Origin of the sequence: Mesorhizobium sp. M0437, assembly GCF_040321335.1 — a bacterium.
Taxonomy (GTDB): domain Bacteria; phylum Pseudomonadota; class Alphaproteobacteria; order Rhizobiales; family Rhizobiaceae; genus Mesorhizobium.
In genome coordinates, this window is record NZ_JAMYRK010000047.1 from 1 (window position 1) to 21,034 (window position 21,034).

The following is a 21,034-nucleotide window of genomic DNA, read 5'->3' on the forward strand; positions in this document are numbered from 1 at the left end:
TCCCCGCGGCACTCATATTTTCAAGCCCGCTGCCGCTTCGCGTTCGGCCAGCCGGTAGAGCTGGTCGCGGCCGGGCAGATAGGGATCCGGCCATTTGACGCCGCGATCGCCAAGCGTGACGGCCGCGTGCAGCGTCCAATACGGATCGGCAAGATGCGGCCTAGCCAGTGCGACGAGATCGGCGCGGCCCGCCATCAGGATCGAGTTGACGTGGTCCGGCTCATAGATATTGCCGACCGCCATCGTCGCCATGCCGACCTCGTTGCGGATGCGATCGGAAAACGGCGTCTGGAACATGCGGCCATAGACCGGTCTTGCCACGGCCGACGTCTGGCCGGCCGATACGTCGCAGATGTCTACGCCGGCCTCATGCAGCAGCCGCGCGATCTCTACGGCATCGGCCGGCGTCACGCCTTCGATGCCCAGCCAGTCATTGGCGGAGATGCGCATCGAGATCGGCTTCTCGGCCGGCCACGCGGCGCGCACCGCATGAAAGATTTCCAAGGGGTAGCGCATGCGGTTTTCCAGCGAGCCGCCATAGGAGTCGGTGCGCCGGTTGGTCAAGGGCGTGATGAAGGAGGACAGGAGATAGCCGTGCGCGGCGTGGATTTCGAGCATGTCGAAGCCGCAGCGCGCCGCCATCTCGGCCGAAGCGACAAACTGGTCGCGCACCATATCCATGTCGGCGCGGTCCATCGCCTTCGGCACCTGGTTTTCCCGCGACCACGGCACGGAAGATGCTGCCATGACGGGCCAATTGCCTGAGGGCAGCGGCACGTCGGTTCCCTGCCAGCCGAGCCTGGTCGACCCCTTTGCACCGGAATGGCCGATCTGGGCGCAGATCTTGGCCTCGGTTTCGGCATGGACGAACTCGACCAGCCGCTTCCAGGCGACCTCATGCTCGGGCGCATAGAAACCGGGGCAGCCAGGCGTGATGCGGCCCTCCGCGCTGACGCACGTCATCTCGATGTAGAGGAGACCGGCGCCGCCCTTGGCCCGTTCGGCGTAATGGGCGAAATGCCAATCGGTCGGACAGCCGTCGACCGCTTTGTACTGCGCCATCGGTGAGACGACGACGCGGTTCTGCAGCCCCATGCCGCGCAGCCGGAACGGCGCGAACATCGGCGCGCGACGCAGATTGTTGCCCCCGGCGCCGGCCTGGCGCTGGAACCACTCCTCGGCGCCGGCCAGCCATTCGGCATCGCGCAGCCGTAAATTCTCGTGACTGATGCGTTGCGAACGCGTCAGCAGCGAATAGTTGAACTGCACCGGATCGAGGCCGAGATAGCGCTCGACCTCCTCGAACCATTCGAGCGAATTGCGCGCCGCCGACTGCAGCTTCAGCACTTCGGTGCGGCGGGCGTCCTCATATTTGCTAAAGGCGGCCTCGAGGTCTGGCTCGGACTCGACATAGTCGGCCAGCGCCACCGCGCTTTCCAGCGCCAGCTTGGTGCCGGAACCGATCGAGAAATGCGCGCTCGCCGCCGCGTCGCCCATCAGCGCCAGGTTCTTGTAGGACCAGCGTTCGCACAAGACGCGCGGGAAATTGATCCACGCCGAGCCGCGGATATGATTGGCGTTGGTCATCAGCGCGTGGCCGCCGAGATGACGGGCAAAGATGCGCTCGCAGACGGCAATCGATTCCTGCTGCGACATCGCGCCGAAGCCGAAGCGCTGCCAGGTCTGCTCGCTGCATTCGACGATGAAGGTCGCGGTATCGCTGTCGAACTGGTAGGCATGCGCCCACACCCAGCCATGCTCGGTCTTTTCGAAGATGAAGGTGAAGGCGTCGTCGAATTTCTGGTGGGTGCCGAGCCAGACGAACTTGCATCTACGAATGTCGATATCGGGCTTGAACACGTCGACGAAGGCGCCCCGCGCTTTCGAGTTCAACCCGTCGGCGGCGACAACCAGCTCGTGCGTCTCCATATATGGCTTGGGATCGGCGATGTCGGTTTCGAAGACCAGCTTGACGCCGAGTTCGCGCGCCCGCCGCTGCAGCAACGTGAGCAGCCGCTTGCGGCCAATGCCGCAAAAGCCGTGACCGGTCGAGACCGTGCGCACGCCGTCATGGATGACGGCGATATCGTCCCAATAGGCGAAATGCTTGCGGATCCAGACGGCGCTGACCGGGTCGTTTTTGGTCAGGTTCTCCAGCGTTTCGGCCGACAGCACGACGCCCCAGCCAAACGTATCATCGGCACGGTTGCGCTCGAACACCGTGACCTCATGCGCGGCATCCCTGAGCTTCAGCGAGATGGCAAAGTAGAGCCCGGCTGGTCCGCCGCCGAGAACCGCAACTTTCATCGTGCGATCTCCTCTTCGCTTCTGTTTGTCGAGTTTACGCCTGAGACGGATTAATTCAAGCTTGAAGTTTCAGGATTGAAACAATCCGTTCCAGAAACCCAGCTTGCCGGCAGTCGGCTTGCGCAGGCCAGGGACGCCCCGGGCTATTTTTCCGGGTTCTTCGGGCTCCACAGCACCGTCTCCGCATCTTTTTCATAGGCCATGCCATTGGGATAGCTGATCGCTTCCAACTGCAAGCCCCAGGGCGCCTGGAAGTAGAGGATGGTCTGGCCGGCGGCCGGGCCTTCGGTAACCGGCAGCGGTCCCATCCGCGTCTTGACGCCCTTGCCGTCAAGATAAGCTTTTGCGGCGGCGATGTCGTCGACATAGAAGGCGATAAGGAAGCCGCCTATGTCGCTGTTGCGAGGCGTCAGGTCCTTCTGGTCCGGCGCGGTGTATTTGAACAGCTCGATGTTCGACCCGTGTCCGCAGCGGACCAGGATGATCTCCTCAATCACCGCCTTGGGATCGACGCCCAGCAGATCTTGCATGAATGTGCCCTTGTCGTCGGCGAACGGGCCGAACGACATCGCCTTCTTGCAGCCAACCACCTCGGTGAAGAAATCGACCGCCTGCTCCATGTCGGGGACGGTGACGCCGGTGTGGTCGTGGCCACGCATGCCGGGAATGGAACTGGCGTAAGCCGTGCCGATGCCTCCCAGCACGGTGGCGGTGAGCACTGCGTAGCGGATTGCATTCTTCATGTCAGTCATCCTCCATCGCGGGACATTTTGCCGGGTGCACGCCTGAGGCCCGCTCTTTAGCGTGCGAATAGGATTGTGTTTCATGCCGGCGCCTTTGCGGCGGGAAGTAGCCAGGCATCATCGATCTCGGGCAGCGGAATGGCGGCGAGGAGATCGCGCGTGTAGCCCTGCTGCGGCTGCTCGAACAAAGCGTCGGTCGCACTGGCTTCGACGATCGCGCCTTCGCGCATGACGATCACTTGCCGGCAGAGCCGCCGGATCACCGACAGGTCATGGCTGATGAAGGCAACGGTCAGGCCCATTTCGGCGGCGAGTTTTTCCAGCAGCGTCAGGATCTGTGCCTGCGTCGACACGTCGAGGCCTGAGACGATTTCGTCGGCCAGCACGAATTTCGGCGACAGCGCCAGCGCGCGGGCAATGCCGCCGCGCTGGCGCTGGCCGCCCGACAATTCATGACGATAGCGGCTGGCGAAGCCTTGCGGCAGGCCGACGCGCTGCAACGCCTCCGCGACACGATCCCTGAGATTGTCGCCAAGCCCGTTCTGCTTGAGCGGTGCTGCGATGATGCTGAAGATGGTGCGGCGCGGGTTGAGCGACGACATCGGATCCTGGAAGATCATCTGCAGATTGCGGCGCAGCGGCCGGAGCTCGGCCTCAGGCAGGTGTGTGATGTCGCGGCCGTCGAAGATGACCTTGCCGGCGCTCGGCTCCAGAAGCCGCACTAAGGCGCGGCCAAGCGTCGATTTGCCGGAGCCGGATTCGCCGACGATGCCGGTCACCGATCCCTTTGGCAGGTCGAAATCCAGCCCTTTCAGGATCTCGGCCAAGGGCGCGCGGCCGATCAGCGGCTTGCGCGTCATGTCGGGCAGCGCGACCTTCAGCCCACGCACGGAAAACAGCGGCTCAGCCATGCGGGCGCCTCCAGGCCTGATCGGCGGCGGCGATCTCCGCGGCTAGCCCGGCCAGTACCGCCTCGTCCACGGGTTTCAGCGAAGCGAAGGGATCGGTGTAGCGCGGAGTCGCGGCCATCAGCGCTCGCGTGTAGGGGTGCTGCGGGGCAGCGAAGAGAGCGGCCGTTTCGGCCTCCTCCACCACCTTGCCGGCATAGAGCACCGAGACCTTCTGGCTGATCTTGGCGACGACGCCGAGATCATGGGTAACGAACAGGATCGCCGTGCCGTGCTCGCGCTGCAGCTGCGCGATCAGCCGCAGGATCTGCTTCTGCACCGTCACGTCGAGCGCCGTGGTCGGCTCGTCGGCGACGATCAGCCTTGGTTCGGCCGCAAACGCCGCGGCGATCAGCACGCGCTGGCGCATGCCGCCGGACAGCTCGTGCGGATAGCATTTGAGGACACGCTCGGGGTCGCGGATCTGCACCTCGTCCAGCAATCGGCGGATGCGTGCATCGGCCTTCTCGCCGCTCCAGCCGAGGATGCGCACCAGCCGGTCGGTCATCTGCGGGCCGATGCGGCGTGACGGGTTGAGCGCGGTAAGCGGATCCTGCGGGATCAGCGCCGTGCGCGCGCCGATCAGCGTGCGCCTTGCCTTTGGCTGAAGCTTGCCGAGGTCCTCGCCCTCGAGCAGCATATCGCCTTCGACGATGCGCACGCTCGAAGGCAGGACGCCAAGCACCGCCTTGCCGATCATCGTCTTGCCGGCGCCGCTCTCGCCGACCAGCGCGCGCACCTCGCCGGGCTCGACGGCGAGCGACACCGAGCGCAGCACGCGCAGGCCATTAGGCAGCACCGCGCTAAGGCTGCGTATGTCGAGGCAGGGTTTCGCCTGCGCGTTCATCGCAGCACCGGATCGAAACGTGCCCTGAGGCCCTCGCCAAACTGGCTGAACGACAGCACCGTCAGGATCAGGGTGACCAGCGGGAACACCAGCACCCACCAGGCCTGATGGATCGACAGGCGACCCTCGGCGATGATGCCGCCCCAGGTCGGGTCGTCGGTCGAGATCGACAGATTGACGAAGGACAGGATCGCCTCGACGATGACGGCAATGCCCATCTCCAGCGACAGCAGCGCGACGATCGACGGCACCACATTGGGCAGCACTTCGCGCAGCATGATGCCGATGCGGCCGTAGCCTGCGATGCGGGCGTTCTCGACATAGTCCATGTGCGACTGGCCCATCGTCTCGGCGCGGATCACCCGGCAGAAGCGCGTCCAGTCGATGACGGCAATGGCAATGATAACCGAGCTCAAGCCGGTGCCGAGCACGGCGACCAGAAGGATGGCAAACAGCACCGGCGGAAACGCCATCCAGACATCGACGATACGTGAGATGATGCGGTCGGCCCAGCCGCCGAAATAGCCGGCGATCAGGCCGAGCGTCGAGCCGACCAGGCAGGCGGCAAAGGCTGCCGCGAAGGCGACGATGAAGGCGATACGGGCACCGAAGATCAGCCGTGACAGAAGATCGCGGCCGAGGCTGTCGGTGCCGAGCCAGTAGCCGGGCTCGGCGCCATCAATCCAGAAAGGCGGCAGCCGCTCCAGCATCAAATCCTGCGCCAGCGGGTCCTGCGGTGCGACCAACGGCGCAAAAATCGCGGCCAGCAGCGCAATCAGCAGCCAGCCGCCGGCCAGCCACAGGCGTGCCCGCGAGCCATGTCTCGAAATGCGGGCCTCATCCATGGCGCAGCCTCGGATTGAGCAGGGCGTACATCATGTCGACGGCAAGGTTGATCAGCACGAACAGCAGCGCGAAGACCAGCACGATGCCCTGGATCAGCGGCAGGTCGCGGTTGATGACGGCATCGATCGCCATGTTGCCGAGACCTTCATAGGAAAACAGTCGTTCGACGATGACCGTGCCGCCGATGAGGAAGGTGAACTGCACGCCGACCAGCGTCAGCGTCGGCAGGGCCGCGTTCTTCAGCGCCTCGCGCAGGATGACCTGCGTTTCCGAAAAGCCCTTTACCCGCGCCAGCACGACGTAGTCGAGGTCGAGCACTTCCTTCAGCGACTGTTTCAGCAGCTGCGAGATGATCGCGGCCAGCGGCAGCGCCAGCGCAATCGCCGGCATCAGCATGTGTGCCAGCAGGTCCCTGGTCAGGTCGAAGCGCAGCCGGACGATGCTTTCGAACAGATAGAATTGCGTGGCGAAGGGCAGGTCGAGCTGCGGCGACACCCGGCCAGAAATGTCGAAGATGGGCACCAGCACGCCAAACAGAAGGATCAGCACCAGGCCCCACAGGAAATCGGGAATCGAGAGTGCCGCACCGCTGGCAATGTCGATGCCGGCTTCGACCGCGGTGCCGCGTTCGCGCGCGCCGAGGATCGCCGTCGTGCCGCCGATCGCCAGCGCCATCACAAGCGCGACGATCGCGAGTTCCAGCGTCGCCGGCAGGCGGTTGAAGACCAGGCCCAGAACATCCTGCCGGAGCGAAATCGAAGTGCCGAAATCGCCCCTGACGACACCTGCCAGCCAGATGAAAAATTGCTGGACGATGGTCTTGTCCAGCCCGTAAAGCGCGCGCAGACGCGCGATGTCGGCATCGGTTGCACCGGGCGGCAGCATCATCGCGATCGGATCGCCTGGCGCGACACGGATGACGACGAAGACGACGACGGCCACGCCGAACAGCGTGATCGCCATCGTCAGAAGACGGATCAGGAATCTTTGCAGCAGCATGGTCGCCCGTGGCGGAAAATGCGCGCCGTCATTCCGGACGGCGCGCGACAAGCCGAAGACTGTCTCAGGCCGGGCTCATCAGCGCCGGCAGAAGTGCGCCCGACACATGCTGCACGACATTGACGCCCTTGGCATGCACGATCGGCTGCGCATACTGGATCAGCGGCAGCACATAGGCCTGTTCGGCGATATATTTGTCGACGGCCTTCCAGCCGGCAATGCGCTTGGCCTCGTCCTTCTCGCCCCATAGCGGGTTGATCATGTCGATCAGGTCCTGGCTGTCCCACACCGAGTGCGGGCTCGGGCCATACATGGCAAAGCCGGTCGACGTGGTGGGATCGCCGATGGCATTGCCCCAATTGTAGAAGGCCGCCGGCGCCAGCTTGTCGGCGGCGCGCAGCTCGTAGTGCTTGGCGATCTCGTAGACCTCGATGGTCGCCTCGATGCCGACCTTGCGCCACATGCCGACGATCGCCTGGATCATCTCGTAGTCCTTGGGCTTGAAGCCCTTGGTCGTCTGTATCGTGAACTTGACCGGCTTTTCCGGCGAATAGCCGGAGGCGGCCAGCAGTTCCTTGGCCTTGTCCGGATTGTGCTCCATCTTGATCGACGCATCGTAGGCCGCGTATTCCGGCGTCTCCAGCGTATCGATGGGCTGGCCGTAACCGCGCAGCAGCCGGTCGACCAAAAGCCTTTTGTCGACCGCCATCACCGCCGCCTGGCGCACGTTCTTGTCCAGCATCACGTCGATGTCGTTGAAGAAGATCATGCCGATGTCGGAAACGTTCTTGCATGAGCCGGCAAGTCCATCCTTGGCGATCAGGCGGTCATACTCCTCATAGGGGATTTCCAGCGTCACCTGCGAGGAACCGGACTCGATCTCGGCGACGCGGCTCGCCGCATCGGTAACGAACTTGATGGTTACGTTCTCGAAGGCCGGCTTGCCGCCCCAGTAGTTCGGGTTGGCCTTGAGCCGCAGGAAGGCGTTGCGCTCGAATTTGTCGACCATGTAGGGCCCGGTGCCGATCGGGGCTTTCTCAAAACCCTCGGCGCCGACCTTTTCGTAATAGGCCTTCGGCATGATGTAGCCGGTCAGGAACGACATCCACTTGAAATACACCGGGTCGAATTGCACGACGTCGCCGGTGATCTTGTTGCCGTCGATCTTGAAGTTGTTGACGTTCTTCCAGACGAACTGGATCGGGTTGCCGGTTTTTTCATCGCCCGCCCGCTGCAGCGACCAGACCACGTCTTCGGCCGTGAATGGCGAGCCGTCATGCCAGGTGACGCCCTCGCGCACCGTCATCATGATCTTGCTGCGACCCTCGTTCCAGCCCCATTCGGTGAGCAGGCCGGGCGCGAAAGAAAGATCCGGCTTCTGCGGGATGAACTGGTCGAACACCGACTGGTACAGACCCTGGATGGTCGGGTTGACCGCTGAAGGCCCGGTGGTCGGGTCCCAGGACGGCAAATTGACATTGTAGGCGATGGTCAGTTCGCCGGCAGCCCTGGCGATTTGCGGCAGGCCGAGCGCCGTGGCGCCAAGTGCGGCCGCGCCATATCCGAGCAATTCTCGTCTGTTGATTGTCATGGTCGTTCCCCTGTTGCTTTTATGCGCGGTGTCGTTGTCAATCGGTGGGTTCAGGCTCCTTGGGCAACCGCGCCTTGTCCTCCTTCACCCTAGATGAAAAATGGAGCCTACCTCCCGCCAAGTTGTTGCGCGAGCATGAAGCCCGACGCCGCCCCGGTGCCGGCGCCGGGCCATGTTGCCGCCCCGGTCAGGTGCAGATTGCCGACCGGCGTGTTCCAGCCAGCGTAACCGCGCGCCGGCCGGAACAGGAAATTCTGCGCCAGATGATGGCTGCCGCAGATCTGGTCGCCGCCGACAAGGTTCGGGTTCTCGCGTTCGAGGTCGATGGGCGAGAACACGGCGCGGCCGAGGATCTTCCGACGAAGGCCGGGCGCATAGCGCTCGATAATGTCGAGGACGCGCTCGGCGTAGTGCTCCCTAGCCTCGTCCCAGTGAGCCACCGCGATCGTGCCCGCCGCATCGCCTGCAATCTCGGCTGGCAGCATGCGCACCTGCACCCAAAGTACGTGCTTGCCGTCCGGCGCGCGCGAGGGATCGACGGCCGTCGGCTGGCCGACGACCAGCACCGGTTCGTCCGGCAGCACCCCTGACATCGCCTGCTGATAGGTCCAGGACATGGCATCGAGCGACGGCGACAGATGCACATAGGCGAACTGCCGAAGCTCGGCACCGGCGCGCCAGTCCGGCAGGTCGTCGAGCGCCAGATGGATCATCAACGTCCCCGGCGCGTGGCGGAATTTTTTCACGGCCGTGTCGAAGCCGGTGTCGCCGGATCCGTTAGGCAACAGTTTCCCGGTCAGCGCCTTGGGCGCTACACCGGCGATGACGGCCTTGGTGGCGGTGTGGGTCTCGCCGGAAGTGAGCCGCACGCCGGTCGCTTTGCCGGCCGAAACCGTGATCTCGGCGACATCAGCCCCAGTGACGATCTTGCCGCCGGCGGCCGTGAGCATGCCCGACAAAGCGCGGATAATCGTGTCGGCGCCGCCTCTGCCGAGCACCATGCCGAAGCACTGGTTGGCCATGGATTCGAGGTAAGGGAACACCGCGCCGCCGGCGATGTCAGGCGCGAAATCGAGATGCATGCCCCAGGTGGCCAGCGTCGCCCTGACATGCGGTGACTCGAAAGTATCCTCGAGCCAGGCGCGGGGTGACGAAAGCAGCAACCGACCTGTATCGAGCGCGCCGGCAAAACCCTTCTTGCGCCAGAGGTTCCAGGCGGTGCCGGCGAGCGCACGGCCGCTCATCGGCGAGCCCAGCAGCCGGAACAGATGCTCGGCCTCCGCCGGGAATGCCGCAACCAGACGGCGCCATGTCTGTGCGTCGGCGTCGGAAAAAGCGGCCATGCGCGAGGCGGTCACTTCCAGGTCGCTGCTGACGCCGAACCAGCGACCGTCGGGGAAGGCGCTGGCAAAACAGTCGGCCACCGGCACGAATTCCAGCCCGTGGGTTTTCAATTCATTTGCATATTTCTTGTGAAAGGCCGAGCCGGCGAACAGGCTGAGATTCATCGCGCCGAAATCGTGCCGGAAGCCCGGAAGCGTCAATTCGCGCGTCTGAACGGCGCCGCCGATCGTTGCATTACGCTCGAAAACTGCGGTTTTCCAGCCTTTGAGCGCCAGATGCGCGGCGCATGCCAGACTGTTGTGGCCTGCCCCGACAAATATGGCGTCGAACTCGCTCACGCCCCGTCCCATTTCCTTTATGCTTAAAGATAATTGCAGATGCATATGTTTTCGTCTAGTAGGATATTAAGGGCCGCGAGAGCCTTCAGCACCATCGAGAAAGAGGGAACAGAGACCATGGACACACAACAACTTTTAGGCGAAGTCGCCGGCCAGCTGCTTTCAGGCGCCATTCAGGTGGTCGACCTGACGGCGCCGCTCGGGCCCGACACACCGCTGATCAAGCTGCCGCCGGAACTGGCGGTCGACACGCCGAAGATCGAGATCCACGCCATCTCCGCCTATGACAAGAACGGTCCGTGGTGGGCGTGGAACTGGCTCAAGCTCGGGGAGCATTCGGGCACGCATTTCGACGCGCCCAACCACTGGATCACCGGCAAGGATTATCCGGACGGCGCCACCGACACCATTCCGGCGCAGAACTTCGTCGGACCCGTCAACGTCATCGACTGTTCCAAGCAAGCGGCAGCCGATCACGATTTCCTGCTCACCGTCGATCACATCAAGGCATGGGAAGCCGAACATGGCGCTATCAACCCCGGCGAGTGGGTGGTGATGCGCACCGACTGGTATAAGCGCAACGGCTCGGAAGCCGAGTTCCTCAACGCCAATGAGACCGGACCGCACACGCCTGGCCCGACCGCCGAAGCCATCCAGTATCTGATTAGCAAGGACATCAAGGGCTGGGGCAGCGAGACGATCGGCACGGATGCTGGAAAAGCAGGGGGAATGGAGCCGCCGTTCCCGGCGCATAGCCTGATGCACAAGGCTAACCGCTACGGTCTCGCCAGCCTTTGCAACCTCGACCGGCTGCCGCCGAAAGGCGCGATCCTGATCGCGGCGCCGCTCAAGATCGAGCACGGCACCGGCAGCCCGATCCGCGCGTTGGCGTTGGTGCCAAGGCAATAGGGTAGCTGCGGTCTTCGGGAGAAGATCATGTGCGGAAGTGGCACTGTGGTGACGGAGTGGGAGCGGCAGCCTTGCAAAGCTGCGGCTCTACGGCGCCGTAGAGCGCCAATCTCTGCTAGGAGCACGCATCGATGAGCGCTCCCGATCACATCGTCGTCGGCAGCGGCATCAACGCGCTGGTCTGCTCGGCGATGCTTGGCGGCAAGGGGGCGAAGGTGCTGGTGCTCGAGCGCAACGACCGCATCGGCGGCTGCATGCGCACCGAAGAAATCACCGCGCCCGGCTTCATCCACGACGTGATGGCGACGACCTTTGTCCTGTTCATCACCTCGCCGGCCTATGCGGCGCTGGGCAAGGATCTGGCGCGGCACGGCCTGGAGTTTTGCAACACCTCCACGCCGACCGGTGTGCTGCGCCCGGACGGCAGCCATGCCGTCCTGCGCACCGATCGTACCGCCAATGTAGCGGCGATCAATGCGCTTGCCGCGGGCGACGGCGACCGGCACGCAAACGATGTCGGCGAGATCGAGCGCAACGCCGGTCTGCTGTTCGGACTGCTCGGTGGCAGCCTGTGGTCCTACCCGACGGCCAGGCTGCTGGCGGGTGAAGCCTGGCGGCGCGGCCCGCGTGGCCTTGCCGCCTTTCTCGGCAGCGCGCTGGTGCCGGCGCGCGGTTGGCTGGAAAGCACCTACCAGTCGGAAACGATGCGCGCGCTGTGGGCGCCCTGGGTGCTGCATGCCGGCCTCGGGCCTGAGGACGCGTTCTCCGGCCAGATCGCCAAGGTCATCGCCTTCGCGCTTGAGGCGGCCGGCGCGCCGATCGTCAAGGGCGGTGCCAGGAATCTGCTGGCCGCCTTCGAGGCCCTGATCAGGGAACGTGGCGGCGAAATCCGCACCGGCGCCGACGTCGCGGCTATTGTCCAAAGCGGAGGCCGCGCCGCCGGCGTGCGGCTGGCTTCGGGCGAAACGATCAACGTGAACAAGAGCGTCATCTGCTCGGTCACGCCGACCCAGCTCTACGAGCGGCTGCTCGGCGACGCGGCGCCGAAAGCAGACGTCCAGGCAGCGCAAAAATACCGCTACGGCAAGGGCAATTTCCAGATCCACTATGCCTTGGACAAGCCGCCGGCATGGCGCGGCGAGGGCCTGGACAAGGTCGCGCTGCTGCATCTGACGCCGGGGCTCGACGGCGTCTCGAAGGCCTGCAACGAAGCCGTGCGCGGCATGCTGCCGGAGGTGCCGACCATGTGCATCGGCCAGCCGCACGCGCTAGACCCATCGCGCTGCCCGGACGGCAAGGCGGTCCTGTGGCTGCAACTGCCCGAGGCGCCACGGCATATCAAGGGCGATGCCGCCGGCAAACTGCAAACACCGGCAGACGGTCGCTGGACCGAGGCGCTGCGCGAAGCCTATGCCGACCGCGCCGAAGCGATCCTTGCCAGCCATATCGATGGGTTCAAGGACAGCGTCATCGCACGCCGCGCCTGTTCGCCGGCCGACCTGGAAGCGATGAACATCAATCTGGTCGGCGGCGACCCCTATGGCGGTTCCTCGGCTATCGACCAGTCGTTTCTGTGGCGGCCGTTCAAGACGAGCCGCAATCACGCCACCGGGGTCAGGGGTCTCTACCACATCGGTGCCTCGACCCATCCGGGTGCTGGCTTGGGCGGCGGCTCCGGCTTTCTCCTGGCGGGGAGGCTGTGATGGAACAGAAGGTTGAAAAGCGCCAGCGCATCTCGACTTTGGGCCAGATCGGCCTGCAGCAATTCGCGCCCTATCTGATGAACCGCATCATGGGCCGCTACAACGCCACCTTGCGTGACAATTTCCGCAAGCAGGGCCTGACCATTCCGCAGGTGCGTACGCTGGCCGTGTTGTCGGTCACCGATGGCGTCACCGTCAACGATCTCTCGGTCTATACCGTCATCGAGCAGTCGACCTTGAGCCGCACGCTCGACACGCTGGAGGGGCAAGGGTTTGTGCGGCGCGAGCAGGGGGTCACCGACAGCCGTATCCGCCATGTGTTCCTGACCGACGATGGCCGCGCCGAGTTCGCGCGCGCCTGGCCGGCCATGCACGACGCTTTCGAGGCAATGTTCGACGATGTCGACGATGCCGAATACGCGGCGCTGATCGCGACATTGCAGAAGATGCTGAAGAACATTCGCAAGCACGACATCTGATCTTACGCGCCGCCATCGGGGCGGTAACGGAAGGAGCCCAAAATGGCCGAACGGTCTTTTGCCAAGGAAGTCGAAAAGCTCAGGCTCGGCGCCGGCGAGGAGTTTTCCGGCGAAGGCATTCTCGCCATCACCAAGGCGCTGCTGCAATGCGGCGTCGGCTATGTCGGCGGCTATCAGGGCGCGCCGATCAGCCATTTGATGGACGTGCTGGCCGACGGGCAGGATATCCTGGGCGAGCTCGGCGTGCATTTCGAGGCGAGCGCCTCGGAAGCGACCGCCACCGCCATGCTTGCCGCATCGGTGCATTATCCTATCCGCGGCGCGGCGACCTTCAAGTCGACGGTCGGCACCAATGTCGCCTCCGACGCGCTCGCCAATCTCGCTTCCGGCGGCGTCACCGGCGGTGCATTGATCATCGTCGGCGAGGATTACGGCGAAGGCTCCTCGATCATGCAGGAGCGCAGCCACGCCTTTGCCATGAAGAGCCAGGTCTGGCTGCTCGACCCGCGACCGAACCTGCCGTCGATCGTCAAGGCGGTGGAGGACGGCTTCGAGCTGTCCGAGGTTTCCAACACGCCGGTCATGCTGCAGGTCCGTATTCGCTGCTGCCATGTCCACGGCCATTTCATCGCCAAGGACAACAAGCGCCCGGCGATGACTGTGGCCGATGCGCTCGAGGCGCCGCGCCGCGACACCGGCCGCATCGTGCTGCCGCCGGCGTCCTTCCTGCACGAAAAGGAAAAGGTGCAGAAACGCTGGCCGGCGGCGGTGGATTTCATCCGCGCCAACAAGATCAACGAGTTTTTCGGCCCGGAGCACGGCTCGGTCGGCATCGTCATGCAGGGCGGCATGTACAATTCGGTCATTCGGGCGCTGCAGCGGCTCGGCCTCGCCGACACTTATGGTGACACCGACGTACCGCTCTATGTGCTCAACGCCGTCTACCCGCTGGTCGATGACGAATTCCTGTCCTTCTGCGAAGGCAAGGACGCCGTTCTCGTCGTCGAGGAAGGCCAGCCCAACTACATCGAACAGGCCTTTGCCGCGATGCTGCACAAGGCCGGCCGCGGCACCAAGCTCGTCGGCAAGGAACATCTGCCTATGGCCGGCGAATATACCGGCCAGGTGATGCTCGACGGCATCGGATCGTTCCTGCGTGCCACCATCCCGCATCTGCTGCCAAGCGAGGTCCGCGCGCCGAACAAGATCGGCGACGGGCTCGACACCGCCGACCTGATCAACGTCGTCCCGGGCCGGCCGCCCGGCTTCTGCGTCGGCTGCCCGGAGCGGCCGATCTTCGCCGCCACCAAGCTGGTCGAGCAGGAGCTGGGCAAGCACCACATCGCCTCCGACATTGGCTGCCATCTGTTCTCGATCATGCCGCCTTTCGAGCTAGGTGCCACTACCATGGGCTACGGGCTGGGGCCGGCCTCGGCTTCGGCGTTCAATTCGCCCGATGCCAAGCGCCGCTCGATCTCCTTCGTCGGCGACGGCGGCTTCTGGCACAACGGCCTGACCTCCTCGGTCGGCAATGCCGTGTTCAACAAGAATGACGGCGTCATCGTCATCGTCGACAATTTCTATTCGGCCGCGACCGGAGGGCAGGACATCCTGTCGTCCCGCGCCGGCAACAAGACCAAGTCGACCAAGCACCCGATCACCGAGGCGGTGAAGGGCATGGGCGTCAAATGGCTGCGCCACATCGACCGCACCTACGACGTAACCAGAATGCAAGACACGCTGCGCGAGGCGCTGACGACGGACGAGAAGGGCCCGAAAGTCATTGTCGCCTCGTCCGAATGCATGCTCAACCGGCAGCGCCGCGAAAAGCCGCTGGTCGACAAGGCGATCAAGGGCGGGACGCGCATAGTCAAGCCGAAATTCGGTGTCGACGAAGATATCTGCACCGGCGACCATGCCTGCATGCGGCTGTCCGGCTGTCCGTCGCTTTCGGTGAAGTCGCTCGACGATCCGTTGCGCGACGATCCGGTGGCGCATATCGACCAAAGCTGCGTCGGTTGCGGCAATTGCGGCGAGGTCGCCGATGCGGCGGTGCTCTGCCCGTCCTTCTACCGCGCCGATGTCGTCCACAATCCGAGCCGCTGGGACCGTTTCCTTGAAGCCGCGCGTCGCGCCATGATCGGTCTCTTGCAGCGGCGCCGTGAAAACCGGCGCCTGACATTCGCCGATGCTTGACGCCGTGCCCTCATCGCGCTCGAAAGCCGGCGCCCCCGAAGACGAGCGCGTCATCAAGCTTGCCGTGCTGGCGGTCGGCGGCCAGGGCGGTGGCGTGCTGGCCGACTGGATCACCGACGTCGCCGAGCGCAACGGCTACGTCGCGCAATCGACCTCCGTTGCCGGCGTTGCCCAGCGCACCGGCGCCACCATCTATTATGTCGAAATGTGCCGCGACACCGGCCGCCTGCCGGTCTTCGCGCTGTCGCCGTCGCAGGGCGACGTCGACATCCTGATTGCCGCCGAACTGATGGAGGCCGGCCGCGCCATCATCCGCGGCTTCGTCACGCCCGAGCGCACCACGCTGATCGCCTCGTCGCACCGCATCGCCGCGGTCTCGGAGAAGATCGAGCCCGGCGACGGCCGCGCCTCGTCCTCCAAGGTGCATGCCACGGCGGAAGCCGCGGCCAAGCGCTTCATTGCCTTCGACATGGAGAAGATCGCCGCCGACAATGGCTCGATGATCTCGGCCAGCCTGCTCGGCGCGCTGGCCGGCTCCGACGCCTTGCCGTTCAGTCGCGAAAGCTATGAGCAGGCGGTCAGTGCCGGCGGCCGTGGTGTCAAGGCCAGCCTAGCCGCCTTCGGCGCCGCCTACGATCGGGCGCGCGGCATCGCGAGTGCGCCTTCGGGCGACAAGACTGCAGGGCCGGCGGCCGCCGAAACCGGCTTAGCCGCGACGACAAAAGTCAGCGGTCCGGAAAGCCTGTTAAAAGGCTGGCAATCGCTGGCCGCCCGGGTCGATGCTTTGCCGGCTCCGGTCCGCGACATGGCGCTTCGCGGCCTGAAAAAAGTGGTTGACTATCAGGACGTTGCTTATGGCGGCGAGTATCTCGATAGGCTCGACAAGGCCGTCGCTCTGGACGATGTCGAACACGCCTACGCGCTGTCGATCGCCGCCGCCAAGCATCTGGCCAACGCCATGTGCTACGACGACATGATCCGCGTCGCCGACCTGAAGACGCGCTCTAGCCGCGACCGACGCGTACGCCGCGAGGTCGGCGTCAGGGACGGCTCGGTCCTGCAGGTGACCGAATATTTCCATCCGCGCATCGAGGAATTCTGCGGCACGCTGCCGGCCGGGCTCGGCAGCTACATCGAGGACCGGCCGAAGCTCGCCGCCTTTCTCGACCGCCGCATCAATCGCGGCCGCCGCATCCGCACCGACAGTTTCGCCGGCTTTGCCGCTTTGTGGTTCATCGCCGGCCTGCGCCGCTGGCGCCGCCGCCTGCTGCGCCACAAGGCCGAGACCGCGCATCTCGAGCGCTGGTATGCGCTGGCGCTGGGCCAAGTCGGCCAGGACTACGCGCTTGGTACGGAGATCCTCAACTGCCGCCGGCTGATCAAGGGTTACAGCGACACCCACGCCCGCGCCCAGTCGAAATTCGACCGGGTGCTGTCGGCGCTCGACCAGCTCAAGGGCCGCCCGGACGCCGCAGACTGGATCCGGCGCCTGCGCGAAGCGGCGCTGAAGGACGAAAAGGGCGACATGCTCGACGGCGCGCTGAAGACTGTGGCGTCGCTGGGCGACAATCCGGTGAGCTGAGGCGCTCGTTCAACCCCGGCTGCAACTCAGTCTGGCGCCCATTTCGCCTTCGACGCGGCAGTCTGCACGGTGATTCTGAGGCCGATGATCTCGGCGATCGCGGCTTCCAGCACCAGAATGATCGTTTCCTTTCCCACATCGTCGAAATTTTCGGCGACATAGCTCAGGTCGCTCAGGATGTCGTCTTCCTCTTCCATGATTTTCTCCCCCTGTTGAACGTCAGGCCGGAACAGCCGACGATGAGATGGGCTTGGGGCTGGATCTATGGAACGCGTTTCTTTCGCCACTGTCACCAAGGAAGTGAAGGCTATCCTGTCCGCTTCGCCAGGCCTGCCGACGGCTTGCAGCCGTGGCGGTCTGCCTGTTCTGTGGCCTTCGTGCCTACGGCAGCAGCAAACATATCTGCTCCAGGACAAATGACGCCCGGTTCCGAGCGGCTATTTGCCAAACATCCCCGGCCATGTGAAACGACTGTGTTGCACTCATTGCCTGCTGTTGTACCTTCAATATTCTGGAGGCGCGGGCTTGATGCTGCTTGAGCGAGAGGACCCACTTGGAGCTTTGTTGGCCGCGGCCGAGAGAGCTGCTGCCGGACATGGCGGGACCGTGCTGGTGCACGGCGAGGCGGGCCTGGGCAAGACCTCTCTGCTGCGCGAATTCGCGGAAAACGCCGACCGGGACTGCCGGGTGCTGTGGGGCTGGTGCGAGGCGCTCTTCACGCCGCGCCCATTGGGCCCTCTCCAGGACATGGCGCACTTGCTCGACCCGCGCGTGGCGGCGCTGCTTGAGGAGACCGCTGCGCCGGAGCGGCTTTTCCCGGCATTGCTGAATGCGCTGCAGCGCGCCAAGGGCACGACCGTGCTCATCTTCGAGGACATGCATTGGGCGGACAATGCGACGCTCGACCTCGTAAGATATCTCGGGCGCCGCGTCTCCCTGCTCCGCACCATGCTGGTGCTGAGCATGCGCAGAGAGGATTTGAACGCCGATCACCCGCTGACCCACGTGCTCGGCGATCTTCCCGCCGCCTCGGTACGCCGCGTGACGCTTAGACCGCTGTCTCCCCAGGCGGTGACAATGCTGGCCGAACAGGCCGGCCGCTCCGCCGATGGGCTTTATCGCATTACCGAGGGCAATCCCTTCTTCGTTACCGAGCTCCTGTCCAGCAGCGAGACCGAATGGGCGCGTGTGCCCGATTCCATACGCGACGCGGTGTGGTCGCGCCTGTCGCGCCTGACGCCGGGAGAGCGCGACGTCCTGGAGGTCATGAGCATCATGCCGGGCAGCGTTGAGCCGTGGCTGATCCGGGCCCTTCTCGGGGCCGAGGCCGAAGTGCTCGTCGATCGATGTGTCGTGCGCGGATTGCTGCGGCGGGACGACCAGGGCGCGCTGACATTTCGTCACGAGCTTGCCAGGGAAGCGACGCTCGACCGGCTCTCCCCCTCTGTGCAACGCTCGCTCCATGCGAAGGTCGAAGCGGCACTCTCGGAAGTTCCGGCCTCGCAGGCAAGCGCTCTGCTTTCGCGCCGCGTGCACCACGCCGGCGGCGCCGACAATGGCGAACGCGTGCTCGAACTTGCGCCGCTCGCCGCCAGCCAAGCCGCGCGCCTGGGGGCGCATCGGGAGGCGGCCTCGCATCTGGCGACCGCACTCAGATATGTCGACCAGGCCCCGCCGGAGCTGGCCGCGCAGCTCCATGAGGACTGGGCATACGAGGCCGGGTTGGCGCTGCTTGTCTATGACGCCATCATCGAGGCCCGGCATCGCGCCATCGCTATCTGGCGGCAGCTGGGCCGGATCGACAAGGTAGGCCTTAATCTACGCTGGCTGTCGCGGCTGCACTGGCGGCGCGGCGAAGGCCCGCAGGCGGAGGAATATGCGGACCAGGCCGTGCGTGAGGTGGAAAGCCTGCCGCCCGGTCCCGAGGTGGCAATGGCCTACAGCACGCGCTCGCAGCTCCACATGCTGCACTATCGTTTCGATGAGGCGATCGAATGGGGCGAGCGCGCGATCAGTCTGGCCGATCGGCTGGGCGAGGTCGAGACGCGTGTTCACGCCCTCAACAATGTCGGAACCGCGCTCATGTTTGCCAACCGCCCCGGCGGCGTTGAGCGGCTGGAGGAAAGCCTTGCCCTGGCGCTCGAGCACGGGCTCCACGACCATGCGGCGCGGGCCTATACGAACTTTGCGGAATGCGCGGTGGTGGCCAAGGACTTCGAGCTGGCGGAGCGGCTGCTGGCCGAAGGCATCGCATTCTGCACCAGGCACGACCTCGATTCGGCGGCGCAATACCTGCTCGGCCGGCAGGCGCAGCTTTGCATGGAACAGGGCCGGTTTCGCGAGGCCGCAACCATCGCTCAGGGCGTCATGAATGTGGAACGCCTGCCGATGGTGATGCACTTGCCGGCGCTCACCGTGCTTGGCACGGTCCGCGTAAGGCTGGGCGAGACCGACGGCGTCGACCTTTTGCAGCGCGCGCTTGTGGAGGGCCAGACGACCGGCGAGCCGCAGCGTATCGTCCCGGTTCGCCTGGCGCTGGCGGAGGCGGCCTGGCTTGCCGAGGATGTCGGCGCCAGCCACGCGCAGCTTACCGAGCTGGCGGCTATGAACCTCGACAATTTCCGCCCCCGGGACCTTGGCGAATTGTCGGTCTGGTGGCGTCGATGCGGAATGCCCGGGTCGCTGCCGGCGCAATCGGCGCCGATTCCCTCGCCCTGGTCCGCCGAGCTTCTCGGCGATCCGCAGACCGCCGCGGCGGAGTGGACGCGTTTGTCGCTGCCCTATGAGGCAGCGCTTTCCCTCATGCAGGTTCGTGGGGCGGATGCGGGGGCGGCGCGCGCTCGCGCCGTGGCGATGCTCGACCAGATCGACGCGCCCGCGGCCGGGGCGCTCGCGCGCAAGCTTGCGCAGCGTCAGGGCCTGTCAGGCCTGCTGCCGAAGGTGCAGCGCGGACCCTATGCGGCAGCTCGCCGCCATCCACTCGGCCTGACACGGCACGAGCAGAAGGTGCTCGCCCTGATCGCCCAGGGCATCAGCAACAAGGAGGTCGCGCGCCAGCTGTCGCGCTCGCCCCGCACGATCGAGCATCACGTCTCCTCGCTGCTCGGCAAGCTCAATGCCGCAAACCGCATGGAAATCCTCCTGCGCCTGCGAGGCGAGCCGTGGCTGTTGACGGGCACCCATCCGCTGGAACCGCACCAGACTGGATCATGATCCCAGCCGATTCTGTCGAGATGGAACAGGCTCTGGGTAGTTCCCACAGCAAAATTTCCGCGAAAACTGGGAAATCGACCGCCTAAAAATGGGTGGCGGTACCGATTTGCACGCCCGCCGCTCCGCGTAGGCTTCTGCTCGCAGCGTGGATGGACCTCCCAACACCACGACGCCTTCACGATCCGGGGGAGAAGGCGGGCAACGGCGGCGGAACGGGGGCCGCCGCCGGCGTCCGTCGCTGGGGCGGATCGTACCAGGAGCAGGGGCGATGTCGGCAAGCGAAAAAGCGGATGCCCAGCGGCGCTGGCCAGGACAACGATTGGCACAAGCGGTCGCGGTGCGGCTTTCAGGACCCGGAGGCTGTTATATTGCCGGTAATGTGCTGGGCCTCGGCATGGCCATGTTCATGCAGATTCGGTTGGCGCTAACCGAGGCGAGCAGCACTTTCGCCGCGCCTCTAATGTTCGGCCACGACCTCGCCGGCGGCTGGAACTCACTGGCGCTGCTGGTGGCGAGCGCCATCTTCTTGCGCAGCGGCGAGGAGTATCATCGCGCCCTCAGCAACGGACATCTCGACCCGTCGGTAATACAGCGCGCAGATTTTCTGTCCGGCACCGGGTCATTGGTGCTCGGGTCAAGTCTGCTGCTCGTCGGCAATCCAATCCTGGTCGTGACATCGGGGTTGCTCCATGCCGTGGGCAAGTTCGGCAGCGCCTTCAGGCTCGGCGCGCATGGCGCGGTGCTCTTCGGCCTCAAAATGCCGGAGCTCTTCCGCCTTTCGGTACTGCTCAGCCGCTTTCCGGCAATTATCGTCACCGCGACCGAAGTCGCCCGCGTCATTGCTGACGCTCGCACCGATCAGATCCAGGCTATCGCAATCCCTGCGACGCTTCTCGTCTGTTACCTGCTTTGGGCACGCGGGGATATTCTTCTATTTGGAAAGTAAATCTGAAAACATCTAAGCATTTTCGCGTCGCATGGTGAGAAACA

The 21,034-nt window shown here is 64.7% G+C and carries 16 protein-coding genes; 7 read left to right on the forward strand and 9 right to left on the reverse strand.

Annotated elements, in window-relative coordinates; genetic code table 11:
- Nucleotides 1–12 precede the first annotated feature (12 nt).
- From NKI72_RS24285 to NKI72_RS24320, 8 genes are all read right to left on the reverse strand, one after another.
- Nucleotides 13–2,307: a bifunctional salicylyl-CoA 5-hydroxylase/oxidoreductase gene (locus NKI72_RS24285; protein WP_352813735.1), complete on the reverse strand. Its 2,295-nt coding sequence runs from the start codon at nt 2,305–2,307 to the stop codon at nt 13–15.
- Between the two features lie 143 nt (nt 2,308–2,450).
- The gene (locus tag NKI72_RS24290) at nt 2,451–3,050 is read right to left on the reverse strand and encodes a VOC family protein (protein ID WP_352830399.1); all 600 of its coding nucleotides are present in this window, start codon (nt 3,048–3,050) and stop codon (nt 2,451–2,453) included.
- Nucleotides 3,051–3,130: 80 nt separating this feature from the next.
- Nucleotides 3,131–3,961: an ATP-binding cassette domain-containing protein gene (locus NKI72_RS24295; protein WP_352851047.1), complete on the reverse strand. Its 831-nt coding sequence runs from the start codon at nt 3,959–3,961 to the stop codon at nt 3,131–3,133.
- Nucleotides 3,954–4,844 carry an ABC transporter ATP-binding protein gene (locus NKI72_RS24300; RefSeq protein ID WP_352767129.1) on the reverse strand — a complete coding sequence of 297 codons (891 nt, stop codon included), beginning with the start codon at nt 4,842–4,844 and terminating at the stop codon, nt 3,954–3,956. Before NKI72_RS24300 ends, NKI72_RS24295 begins: the two co-directional genes overlap by 8 nt.
- Nucleotides 4,841–5,689 (reverse strand): ABC transporter permease, encoded by an 849-nt coding sequence (locus NKI72_RS24305; RefSeq protein ID WP_352851049.1) that lies wholly within the window; start codon nt 5,687–5,689, stop codon nt 4,841–4,843. Before NKI72_RS24305 ends, NKI72_RS24300 begins: the two co-directional genes overlap by 4 nt.
- Nucleotides 5,682–6,689 carry an ABC transporter permease gene (locus tag NKI72_RS24310; protein WP_352540477.1) on the reverse strand — a complete coding sequence of 336 codons (1,008 nt, stop codon included), beginning with the start codon at nt 6,687–6,689 and terminating at the stop codon, nt 5,682–5,684. The genes NKI72_RS24305 and NKI72_RS24310 overlap by 8 nt, the downstream gene beginning before the upstream one ends.
- A gap of 64 nt (nt 6,690–6,753) precedes the next feature.
- Nucleotides 6,754–8,280, reverse strand: coding sequence for an ABC transporter substrate-binding protein (locus tag NKI72_RS24315; RefSeq protein WP_352813732.1), 1,527 nt, complete (start codon nt 8,278–8,280; stop codon nt 6,754–6,756).
- Between the two features lie 107 nt (nt 8,281–8,387).
- Nucleotides 8,388–9,962, reverse strand: coding sequence for a phytoene desaturase family protein (locus NKI72_RS24320; protein ID WP_352540479.1), 1,575 nt, complete (start codon nt 9,960–9,962; stop codon nt 8,388–8,390).
- Between the two features lie 117 nt (nt 9,963–10,079).
- Between NKI72_RS24320 and NKI72_RS24325 the strand changes: the two genes are divergently transcribed.
- The 5 genes from NKI72_RS24325 (at nt 10,080) to NKI72_RS24345 (ending at nt 16,831) form a co-directional block, all read left to right on the forward strand.
- Entirely contained in the window at nt 10,080–10,871 is a 792-nt protein-coding gene (locus NKI72_RS24325) for a cyclase family protein (protein WP_352540480.1), read from the forward strand.
- A 131-nt stretch (nt 10,872–11,002) separates the two neighbouring features.
- Nucleotides 11,003–12,574: a phytoene desaturase family protein gene (locus tag NKI72_RS24330; RefSeq protein ID WP_352851051.1), complete on the forward strand. Its 1,572-nt coding sequence runs from the start codon at nt 11,003–11,005 to the stop codon at nt 12,572–12,574.
- Nucleotides 12,574–13,053: a MarR family winged helix-turn-helix transcriptional regulator gene (locus tag NKI72_RS24335; protein WP_352455076.1), complete on the forward strand. Its 480-nt coding sequence runs from the start codon at nt 12,574–12,576 to the stop codon at nt 13,051–13,053. The genes NKI72_RS24330 and NKI72_RS24335 overlap by 1 nt, the downstream gene beginning before the upstream one ends.
- 42 nt (nt 13,054–13,095) lie before the next feature.
- On the forward strand, nt 13,096–15,249 hold the full coding sequence (locus NKI72_RS24340; RefSeq protein ID WP_352851052.1) for a thiamine pyrophosphate-dependent enzyme: 2,154 nt from the start codon (nt 13,096–13,098) through the stop codon (nt 15,247–15,249).
- A complete protein-coding gene (locus tag NKI72_RS24345) occupies nt 15,242–16,831 on the forward strand; it encodes an indolepyruvate oxidoreductase subunit beta family protein (RefSeq protein ID WP_352767116.1) in 1,590 nt (529 codons plus the stop codon). The genes NKI72_RS24340 and NKI72_RS24345 overlap by 8 nt, the downstream gene beginning before the upstream one ends.
- A 26-nt stretch (nt 16,832–16,857) precedes the next feature.
- Here NKI72_RS24345 and NKI72_RS24350 read toward each other — a convergent pair whose 3' ends face one another.
- Entirely contained in the window at nt 16,858–17,028 is a 171-nt protein-coding gene (locus NKI72_RS24350; RefSeq protein ID WP_352681299.1) for a hypothetical protein, read from the reverse strand.
- Between the two features lie 331 nt (nt 17,029–17,359).
- On the opposite strand from NKI72_RS24350, the gene NKI72_RS24355 reads away from it, so the two are divergent.
- Nucleotides 17,360–20,044: an ATP-binding protein gene (locus NKI72_RS24355; protein WP_352851054.1), complete on the forward strand. Its 2,685-nt coding sequence runs from the start codon at nt 17,360–17,362 to the stop codon at nt 20,042–20,044.
- A 319-nt stretch (nt 20,045–20,363) separates the two neighbouring features.
- On the forward strand, nt 20,364–20,990 hold the full coding sequence (locus NKI72_RS24360) for a hypothetical protein (RefSeq protein WP_352470024.1): 627 nt from the start codon (nt 20,364–20,366) through the stop codon (nt 20,988–20,990).
- Nucleotides 20,991–21,034: the final 44 nt, after the last annotated feature.